At 33.1% G+C, this 10,125-nt stretch carries 7 protein-coding genes; 3 read left to right on the top strand and 4 right to left on the bottom strand.

Translation table 11 applies throughout. From position 1 onward, the window contains the following. The first annotated feature begins 1 nt into the window (after nucleotide 1). Together drmB and RT228_RS07755 are read left to right on the top strand one after the other, a co-directional pair. Nucleotides 2–2,287, top strand: a complete 2,286-nt coding sequence (gene drmB / locus RT228_RS07760; RefSeq protein ID WP_006260684.1) for a DUF1998 domain-containing protein — start codon at nucleotides 2–4, stop codon at nucleotides 2,285–2,287. Between the two features lie 182 nt (nucleotides 2,288–2,469). After that, a complete protein-coding gene (locus tag RT228_RS07755) occupies nucleotides 2,470–3,462 on the top strand; it encodes an endonuclease I family protein (protein WP_006266635.1) in 993 nt (330 codons plus the stop codon). 46 nt (nucleotides 3,463–3,508) lie between these two features. On the opposite strand, the gene RT228_RS07750 is transcribed toward RT228_RS07755, so the two are convergent. Together RT228_RS07750 and RT228_RS07745 are read right to left on the bottom strand one after the other, a co-directional pair. Further along, nucleotides 3,509–4,180 (bottom strand): sterol desaturase family protein, encoded by a 672-nt coding sequence (locus RT228_RS07750; protein WP_006266634.1) that lies wholly within the window; start codon nucleotides 4,178–4,180, stop codon nucleotides 3,509–3,511. Nucleotides 4,181–4,218: 38 nt separating this feature from the next. Further along, a complete protein-coding gene (locus RT228_RS07745; RefSeq protein WP_006256811.1) occupies nucleotides 4,219–5,226 on the bottom strand; it encodes a 3-oxoacyl-ACP synthase III family protein in 1,008 nt (335 codons plus the stop codon). Nucleotides 5,227–5,287: 61 nt separating this feature from the next. On the opposite strand from RT228_RS07745, the gene RT228_RS07740 reads away from it, so the two are divergent. After that, the gene (locus tag RT228_RS07740; protein WP_006266633.1) at nucleotides 5,288–7,789 is read left to right on the top strand and encodes an alpha/beta hydrolase family protein; all 2,502 of its coding nucleotides are present in this window, start codon (nucleotides 5,288–5,290) and stop codon (nucleotides 7,787–7,789) included. Nucleotides 7,790–7,875: 86 nt separating this feature from the next. Here RT228_RS07740 and RT228_RS07735 read toward each other — a convergent pair whose 3' ends face one another. Together RT228_RS07735 and trxB are read right to left on the bottom strand one after the other, a co-directional pair. After that, nucleotides 7,876–8,838: an ABC transporter ATP-binding protein gene (locus RT228_RS07735; RefSeq protein ID WP_006263107.1), complete on the bottom strand. Its 963-nt coding sequence runs from the start codon at nucleotides 8,836–8,838 to the stop codon at nucleotides 7,876–7,878. Between the two features lie 120 nt (nucleotides 8,839–8,958). Then, complete coding sequence (gene trxB, locus RT228_RS07730; protein ID WP_006260773.1) at nucleotides 8,959–9,900, bottom strand: thioredoxin-disulfide reductase; 942 nt, start codon at nucleotides 9,898–9,900, stop codon at nucleotides 8,959–8,961. Nucleotides 9,901–10,125 lie beyond the last annotated feature (225 nt).

The raw sequence follows: 10,125 nt of genomic DNA, 5'->3' as shown, positions 1-10,125 counted from the left end.
AATGAAAATATTAAACTCCAACCAGTATAATCAAGGTATAGGAAAGTATAAATTACTGTCTTCAACGGCAGGTGTGGGTTCAATTATTACAACAAAGGTTGGTTCTTATGTATTGATTTCTGACATTAACAAATGGAAATTTATGAAATGGGCGAATTCCAAAGTAGAAACAATTCGTACAACCAATTCTGATGACAGAAAAGTTTATGATATAAGTGAATCTGAAATAGGCAAACGTGGTATTGATTTTATAAATGACCAACGATTTATTTGCTTTATAAGAGCTGAAAAAGAATTGAACAATTTAGTTTGTTTAATTGGTGTTCCACACATGGCACTCAATGAATCTTTCAATACGCCAAATTGGAAAAATCATCCTATAAAGGCAGCATTGGAAAACACAGGAGAAACAGGAACGTCAAGTGATTACATGATTGTCGGAACACATTTTCCTAAATGGTTCAAAAATAAAAAAGGTGAACTTAAAACAGTTTTGGAATGGAAAGAATTATGGGAAAGAGAAAGTCGCAAAAACAATGGAATACCAACAATCAGCGAATTTGCTCCGCCAAGAGATATATCTGATTTTGTAAGAGAATTTAAGCGAAAAGACGCTGAAGGGCGTGAAATAAATTATAGAGAATATAAAGAACTAGAACAACTAAACTTATCTTTAATTTGTCCTAATGGACATTTGTCCGATATACCTTGGTCAAAGTTTTTAGTCTGGAAAACACTAAAAGGGAATTATCAGTTAGCGAAAGATAATGAAAATGGAGAGAATTTATTTGATTTAGAGCCATGTTGCAGTAATCCTAATTTAATTTGGACAGAAAGTAAAACCAAATCCGAAGGTTATGGAAGTATTTATATAGAATGTAAAAGTTGTGGATTAGGTTCAGGTGTCTCAAAAGAAAAACCGAAAGTTAATTTAGAGGGGATTAATAGCTTACAACCAAACTGTAAAGGGCAAAAACCTTGGGAAATAGAATTGTCAGTTCCAGAATCCATTCCTTTTGAAAAATGTTATATTCTAGGTGAACAACAGAACGGTCGTGGGAAAATGCAGGTTTCATTGGTTACAGCAAATAATGTATATTATGCAAACGTTTTTTCCAGTTTATTTATTCCAATGCATTTAGCTCAAGATATTTCAATAGAATTACTTGATGCACTCGAAATATTAGAAGAACGCTACAACAAAAGAAATAGCAACAAAGCTATTTTAAAAGAGGATTATTGGTTAAATAAAGTAGAAGATGATTTTGACGAATTTTTAAGCGATAATGACATTCAGATAGAATCAGACCAAGAGCAATTTTCAAAATCATTAAAAAGTATTTTCCTAAATATTGATAATGAACAATCTAAGGATCCGTACGAAGAATATCGATGGCAAGAATACAGATGTTTTTCTCAGAATTCTTCAATTCCAAATATTAAAGAAAATAAAGGGCTTAGCTTTCAAGATATTGTATTAACAAGTGAACTACAATCATTTTTTACTAAAATACAACAAGTAGAAGAACTAAAGGTAACTAATATTCAATTTGATTTTACTAGAGTGAAGCCTAAAGAACGAATAGTACGTTTAAATGAGGTTGGGGAAAAAGTTGTTGAAGACGCATCAATAGGGCAAAATATTTTTTCAATAGGAAAGGACGAGTTGTTTGTTTTGCCAGCGAATGAAACTTATGGTGAAGGTTTGTTTTTTCAGTTTAATGATGATGCAATTAATACATGGATAAATCAGAATTCTACAAAGTTAAACGAAAGATTTTCAAAATTTACGAGTCGAGAAATTAATTATAAAGAACAAGGAGCTGGAATAAAACAAAAATTAGCTAACAATGGCTTGAAACATTTTTTAATCCACTCGTTTTCCCATTTAATGATGAGAGAATTAGAATTCTCTTGTGGTTATCCAACTGCTAGCTTAAAAGAAAGGCTTTTTATTTCAAACACTTCTGATAGAACAATGTCTGGTGTTCTAATTTATACAGCAGAAGGCTCTGAGGGAAGTATGGGAGGTTTAGTTTCACAAGGAGAACCTGAAGAAATACTAAATATCATAAAAAAGGGATTAGAAAGATCAACTAATTGTTCGTCAGACCCATTATGTTGGGAATCTGACGGACAAGGTATTTTTGACCTCAATTTATCTGCTTGCTTTTCTTGTTCATTAGTAGCTGAAACTACTTGTGAGGAAATGAATTTGGGGCTAGACAGAAGAATACTCATTGATGAAGAATATGGTTTCTTTAAATCTAAATTTGAAAATCTGTAGTGGCTAACCTTTCCAAATCTTCCCAAAAAAGGTTCGAGATTTGTTCAGTTGGGGCTACAGGTAAAAGGACATCTTTATAAAGATGTCCTTTTTTTATTTGGTTTATTTTGGACACTTTCCGTCATTATCACTTTTTAATTAAGTAATTTTGCTTTAACAGAAACAATAAAACATAATTACCAATGATTAAAAGATTTAGTATAGTACTATGTCTTGCCATATTATCTTTCTCTTGTTCAAAAGAAGATAATGCTATAATAGACAAACCTATTCCTGAAGATCCAAATCCTCCTATCACAGACAACAATCTCTATGATTCGAATAACTATATTCCAGTAACAAAGGAAGAAATAGCTTACTATAGAGATATTGATCTAAATTTAAGAGGGTTAAAATTAAAAGAATCTTTAAACAAACTCGTTACTAAGACTCATAGACACTTAAAGTACACTCCTGATGTATGGAACGCTTCAAAAATAACTGATGAAGACCCTGATAACCCAAACAATGTTTTATTAATATATGGTTGGCCTCATGGAGAAAGTAATAAAGATGTACATTCACGATCTTTAGATAAAGAACGCAGAAATACAAGTGGAACAAGCAACCCTAATCTAAGAGATAAACTATGGGAACGTGAACACGTGTATGCAAAGTCTCTCGCTAATCCAAAACTAGTTACAGATAAATATCCTGGATATACAGAAATAGGTTTAATCGCAGGAACAGATGTCCACAACCTTCGTCCTATTAATGGTGAGTGGAATAATACTAGAGGTAATCTAAAATTTGTAGATGGTAAAGGTAATTCTGGAAAAAGAGGAAACTACTGGTATCCTGGTGAAGAGTGGAAAGGTGATGTAGCTAGAATGATGATGTATATGTTCGTGCGATATGAACAGCAATGTCATCCAGGAGCTATTGGAGAAGGATCTATCCTATTCTTTAATAAAGGTGAAAGAGATGGCATGATTGACTTATTCTTAAAATGGAATGAAGAAGATCCTGTGTCTGAAATAGAGATAAAACGTAATGACTATCACGGTAACCCAAATAATCAATATTCTCAAGGAAATAGAAATCCTTTTATTGACAACCCTTATTTAGCAAATCTAATCTGGGGAAATGATAATGGTAAACTTAAATTATCAGAAAACAAATGGGCTAAAAAATAATATTTTTTACAAAAAAAAAACGACTATCAGATTGATAGTCGTTTTTTTATTTATTTTTCTTTTCAAACATAAGTTCTTTTACCTTCTCTTTATCTTCTTTCTCCTTATCTAGATCGAACATTGTTCCGAATACTCGATCCCAAAAAGTATTACTTACACCGAAGCCCATGTCTTCATCTTTATAGTGATGCAAATGGTGGTTACGCCATAGTGGCTTCATAAACTTAAAAGGTGGTGCAAATGCATGAATAGCATAATGCATCGACGCATATAACAGATACCCTATTATAAAACCGGGATAAAAACCAAATGTATATCTACCCATAATCAGATAATGTAATCCAAAAAGTAAAGAAGCTAAAATAATACTAGGTACAGGTGGCATGAATAATCGCTGTCTATCACGAGGATAATGGTGATGATTACCATGCATAATATAAGCAAACCTTTGTGCATTCGGTTTATCACTTATTAAATGAAAGATATAACGATGTGCTAGATATTCAAAAAAAGTCCAGAATATCATTCCTCCAAAGAATAGAAGAATCAGATTCTGGACTGATAAATTGTAATCTGTATATCCTAGATATACTATATATGATAATACAGGTATATACATCCCCCAAATAACTGCAGGATGCCCCTTAGTAAGCATTTCTAAATAAGGATTCTTAAATAATCTAGCCTGACCCTTATTGTGGATTTTATCAAATTTCATAACTACATTAACTTAATTAAAGCTAATATAATTATTTTTTACCACTTAATAATAACACTTCCCCAAGTAAATCCACTTCCAAAAGCTGCTAATACAACTAAATCACCTTCTTTAATCTTACCCGCTTCCCAAGCTTCTGTTAAAGCTATTGGCACAGAAGCAGCGGTTGTGTTTCCGTATTTTTGGATATTATTAAATACTTGGTCATCTGATAAACCAAACTTCTGTTGAATAAATTGAGAGATTCTTAAATTAGCTTGATGCGGGATTAACATATTAATATCTGATATCTGTAGACCATTTGCTTCTAATCCTTCATTAATCACCTCGCTAAAACGAACTACTGCATTTTTAAACACAAACTGTCCATTCATATGCGGAGTGTAACTAACATCGTCTGGGTCATTATCTTTTAAGATATCTGTTACCCATCTACCTCCCATTCCTGGTGCTAATAAAGCTAATTCTTCTGCATGCTCTCCCTGTGAGTGGATATGTGTAGATAATAATCCTTGTTCTTCATTCTCAGAGCGAGTCAATACTGCTGCTCCAGCTCCATCACCAAAAATAACAGACACACCTCTACCTCTAGTGGTCATATCTAAACCTGTAGAGTGTACTTCTGACCCTACGACAAGTACATTTTTATACATCCCTGTTTTAATATACTGATCTGCTATAGACAAAGCATAGATAAAACCTGAACACTGCGCACGAATATCTAATGCTGCAACAGTATTTAATCCTAATTCACGTTGTAACATTACCCCTGGTCCTGGGAAATAATAATCAGGGCTCAAAGTAGCAAATACGACAAAGTCAATATCCTCAGCCTCTACTCCTGCTCTTTCCATCGCTATACGAGCAGCCTTTACTCCCATTCCAGAAGTTGTATCTTCTTCTAATGCTTTGTGTCTTCTTTCATGTATACCTGTTCTCTCTACAATCCATTCATGGTTAGTGTCCATTATCTTTGCCAGGTCGTCATTGGTCACTACATTCTCAGGAACGTAATATCCTAATCCGCTTATTTTTGATCTAAACATTTTTAAAAAAATTGGTTTACGAGCTACAAAAATACACTAATAACTAAAAACTTAAACATTTTTGCCACAAAAAGGCTATACACTAACAGAACACTCAATAATTTCATTTATATTAGCCAACCTAACGTTAAAACTAACCATAATGAGAATCATCAAAACAACCTTATTATCCCTATTTTTGATTAGTTCTATGTACGCACAAGAAAATGTTACATATCAAAAGCCATCTCAAGAAATTCTAGAATTAGCTGACTTCGAAAGAGCACCTGCTATATCTATGGACAACAAAATGGAATATATGCTTCTAAGCTATAGGAGTACATATAAAACATTAATGGATTTGAATGTAAATGAAATGAGACTTGCTGGTTTACGTATCGATGTAAACACTAATATTTCAAGCACAGTAACTTATATTACTAACCTAAAAGTTAGAAAAATAAAAGATACTCAAGAAATACAAGTAAAAGGATTACCAGCTAATCCTAGAATTACTAATATTACTTGGTCTCCTGATCAATCAAAATTAGCATTCACTAACACTGCTGAAAACGGTGTGGAACTTTGGATCTTAGACGTAAAAACTGCTCAAGCAACTAAACTTACTGAGGCAAATTTAAATGCAAACATCGGTAACCCTATTACTTGGTTTAAGGATAGCCAATCTTTATTGATTAACCAAATCCCTGCTAATAGACCTGCATTAATCGATACTTCTAAAAACCTACCAACAGGCCCTATCGTATCTGTAAGTGAAGGTGTTGTTTCTCAAAACAGAACATACCAAGATTTATTAAAGAATAAAACTGACGAGGCTAACTTCGAAACTTTAGTTACGTCTGAATTATATAAAATAGACCTAAAAGGAAATAAAACACTTTTCAAAAAAGGAGATTTATTTGTTGGTTCTAGTTTCTCTCCTGATGGAGAATATTTAATGGTTACTACATTACAGAAACCATTCTCTTACTTAGTATCACTAAACCGTTTTCCTATGAAAACTGTAGTTTATGACAAAGCGGGTAACTTAGTAAAAGAAGTAAATGATATTCCTTTAAATGAAATTATGCCTAAAGGTTTTATGGCTACACGTGAAGGAAAAAGAAGTATGGGATGGAGAGCTGATAAAGCTGCTACTATTTATTATGTAGAAGCTCTAGATGGTGGTGATCCTGCTAAAGATGTACCTTTCAGAGACGAAGTATTCACTTGGGATGCTCCATTTACTGATGCTCCTAAATCTATTGTTAAGCTATCTCAACGTTATGGTGGTATCACTTGGGGCGATAACAACTTAGCTTTAGTAGGTGACCAATGGTATGACACTAGAAATACTAGAACGTTCATTATCAATCCATCTAAATTTAATGATGCTCCTGTAAAAATAGAAGACAGAAATTCACAAGACGTATACAGTGATCCAGGTACATTCGAGTTAAAAAGAAATGAATTTGACCGTTATGTACTAGCTAAAGAAAACAATAAGCTATTCTTAATAGGAAAAGGTTATACAGCTAAAGGACAATTCCCTTTCATCGATGAGTTCGATTTAAAAACATTAAAAACAAAAAGATTGTACCAGTCTAATTACACAGATAAAAAAGAGACTATTCAATCTATAGAAGATGTAAAGAAAGGACTAGTATTAGTGTCTATTCAATCAGCTACTGAATATCCTAACTACTACTTCAGAAATATCAACAAGAAGAATGACTTAAAAGCAATCACTTCATTTAAAAATCCTTTCAGCTCTTTAAACGGAGTACACAAAGAGGTGATTAAATATAAGAGAGAAGATGGTTTAGAATTATCTGGTACTTTATACTTACCTGCAGGATATGATATTAAAGCTAAGAAGGAGAAATTACCTCTATTAATCTGGGCTTACCCTGCTGAGTACAAAGACAAAAATAGTGCTGCGCAAGTAACACATAACCCTAATGAGTTTACATTCCCTTCTTATGGATCATTTATCTATTGGGTGACTAAAGGATACGCTGTATTAGATGATGCTGCATTCCCTATCGTTGGAGAAGGTAAAGAAGAACCTAATGATACTTATGTAGAACAATTAGTAGCGAATGGTAAAGCAGCTATTGATGCTGTAGATGCATTAGGATATATAGATAGAAAGAGAGTAGCTGTAGGAGGACACTCTTACGGAGCGTTTATGACAGCTAACTTACTTACTCATTCAGACTTATTTGCAGCAGGTATTGCACGTAGTGGAGCTTACAACAGAACATTAACTCCATTTGGTTTCCAAACAGAACAAAGAAACTATTGGGAAGTTCCTGAAGTATACAATACAATGTCTCCATTCATGAATGCTAGTAAAATGAAAACTCCAATGTTATTAGTACACGGTGAAGCAGATAATAACCCTGGAACATTTACATTACAAACAGAGCGTTACTTCCAAGCTTTAAAAGGACTAGGAGCACCTGTAAGAATGGTTATTCTACCTAAAGAAAGTCACGGTTACGCAGCTAAGGAAAATATCTTCCATTTACTATGGGAACAAGATCAATTCTTAGAGAAAAATGTAAAAAACAAAAAATAATATATTTTAAAAGCTCAGCAATTGCTGAGCTTTTTTCTTATATCCACTACAAAAAAACGCCACTTAATTAAAGTGGCGTTTTTTTATTATTGAAATTTCTTTAATGCTAGTTTAATCTTAGTTCCTTTTTCGATATCAAAAGGATGGTCAAAGAATACTACCCTATCCTCATTAAAGAAAGTTTTTATCATATAACCATCTCCTTTAAAATAAGATTCAAGTACCTCTACCTCTATTTGTCCTTTTTGTTTTGAGAGCATTAATTGGTGAGGATATATTAGCAATAATTCATCCTCTTCAAAAGAAGTTGTAAAATCCGAGATATACAATTCATTTACCTCTCCGAATAAAGATGCAACATACTTATTCAATGGGAACTCATATACATCCTTCGTTTCTCCCATATCCACTAACTCACCATCTTTTAATACAATAGTCTCGTCAGCAAAACTCAATGCATCTATACTATCATGAGTAGCCACTATACAGGTAATTCCTTTTTCTTTTAAATAAGCAAATAGATTACGTCTAAGCAGACTTCTTCTCGAATAATCAATATGACTAAATGGTTCATCTAATAATAGAATCTCAGGCTCTAAAGCAAGTACACGAGCTATAGCAACACGTTGTTGTTGTCCACCACTTAGGTGTTTTACTTTTACATCTGCATAGTCATCTAAATCTACTAATGTCAAAAGTTCTTTTATACGATGCTCTTTCTCTTCCATATAAAAGTTAGAAAGATACTTCCCTATATTTTCTTTTACAGAAGTAAAAGGCATTAAATCGAAATCTTGAGCTAGATATCTCATTTCATCTATTCCGGGAACCAAATGATACGCAGGCCCTAAAACTTGCTTGTTATTCCAGTGAATTTCTCCTTGATCTAGATCTTGTAAACCATAAATCAATTTTAACAAAGTACTCTTGCCACATCCACTTTCTCCCAACAGAGCAACATGCTGTCCTTTTTCGACAACCAAGCTAAGGTTATTAATAACTGTTTTTTCTTCTAAGTAACTAAATGATATATTTTTAAGTAAAAGCATTTCTATTTTTTATGAAAAACAAATATAATAATATCCCTTTAAGCACTATATAATATTAACTTTTAATAATAAAAAAGGGAACCACTATTGGGTTCCCTTATATACTGTATTCAATACAAATTACTTAGCAGCTAAATAACGCTCAGCATCTAATGCTGCAATACATCCAGAACCTGCAGCTGTAATAGCTTGTCTGTAATCTTTATCTTGTACATCTCCACAAGCAAAAACTCCTTCAACATTCGTTTTACTAGTCTTTCCTTGAGTGATTAAATATCCTGTCTCATCCATCTCTAATTCTTCTTTAAAGATATCTGTATTAGGCTTATGACCAATAGCCACGAAGAAACCTGTAGCTTCAATATCTTTCTCTTCACCAGTGATATTATTTTTCACACGAACACCTGTTACTACATTACCATCTCCTAATACATCTACTGTAGACGTATTCATTAGGATTTCGATGTTTTCAGTATTACGTACACGTTCCTCCATAATACGAGATGAACGGAACTTATCACTACGCACTAGCATAGTAACTTTCTTACATAATTTAGATAAGTAATGAGCTTCCTCACAAGCTGAATCTCCAGCTCCCACGATTACTACTTCTTGATTTCTATAGAAGAACCCATCACAAACTGCACATGCAGATACTCCTCCTCCTAATGATAAGTAATGTTGCTCTGATGGTAATCCTAAATACATTGCTGTCGCACCAGTAGAGATAATAACAGTATCAGCATGAATCTCAGTCGTTTCATTTACCCATACTTTCTTTACATCTCCTTTTAGTTCAGCCTTCGTTACCCATCCATCACGGATATCAGCACCGAAGCGTTGTGCTTGTGCCTGTAATTGCATCATCATTTCAGGTCCTGTAACTCCTTCTGGATATCCAGGGAAGTTCTCTACTTCATTTGTTGTTGTTAATTGTCCTCCTGGTTGTAGACCTTGATAAAGCACAGGTGCCATATTCGCACGTGCAGCATAAATAGCAGCTGTATAACCAGCAGGTCCTGATCCGATAATTAAGCACTTTACTCTTTCTATAGTTGGCATATTTCTTCCTTTTATTTGTTTCTAAACAAAAATACTTTTTTAAACCATATCTCTACATAAAAAATGATTTAAAATATTAATACTTAAATACAGATAATCTATTCTCTTCAAAATATTATACCTATCAAAACATATTATATCACCTAAAGTATCTTTTTCTTCCTTTACACATTGAAGTCATCTTGACTTTTTAGTTTTCTGAAATTTCTTTAGTCCTATAACAAT

The organism is Myroides sp. (assembly GCF_032073645.1).
Classification (GTDB): Bacteria; Bacteroidota; Bacteroidia; order Flavobacteriales; family Flavobacteriaceae; genus Flavobacterium; species Flavobacterium odoratimimum.
The sequence above is the reverse complement of the archived record's forward strand: the minus strand, read 5'-3'. Positions and strand labels throughout refer to the sequence as shown.